1 pseudogene is annotated in these 574 nt (G+C 33.8%); it reads left to right on the forward strand.

The annotated features are described in order from the left end of the window. Positions 1–574, forward strand: a pseudogene (locus tag ABD419_RS24900) (IS1380-like element ISEcp1 family transposase); the annotation flags it as partial.

Below are 574 nucleotides of genomic sequence, written 5' to 3' on the forward strand. Positions count from 1 at the left end.
ATAGTGGCTACTTTGATGAAAAAATTATCGAAACGATAGAATCTCTTGGATGCAAATATTTAATTAAAGCCAAAAGTTATTCTACACTCACCTCACAAGCAACGAATTCATCAATTGTATTCGTTAAAGGAGAAGAAGGTAGAGAAACTACAGAACTGTATACAAAATTAGTTAAATGGGAAAAAGACAGAAGATTTGTCGTATCTCGCGTACTGAAACCAGAAAAAGAAAGAGCACAATTATCACTTTTAGAAGGTTCCGAATACGACTACTTTTTCTTTGTAACAAATACTACCTTGCTTTCTGAAAAAGTAGTTATATACTATGAAAAGCGTGGTAATGCTGAAAACTATATCAAAGAAGCCAAATACGACATGGCGGTGGGTCATCTCTTGCTAAAGTCATTTTGGGCGAATGAAGCCGTGTTTCAAATGATGATGCTTTCATATAACCTATTTTTGTTGTTCAAGTTTGATTCCTTGGACTCTTCAGAATACAGACAGCAAATAAAGACCTTTCGTTTGAAGTATGTATTTCTTGCAGCAAAAATAATCAAAACCGCAAGATATGTAAT

The sequence above is a fragment of the Glycomyces endophyticus genome (assembly GCF_039531525.1).
Taxonomy (GTDB): Bacteria; Actinomycetota; Actinomycetes; order Mycobacteriales; family Micromonosporaceae; genus Glycomyces; species Glycomyces endophyticus.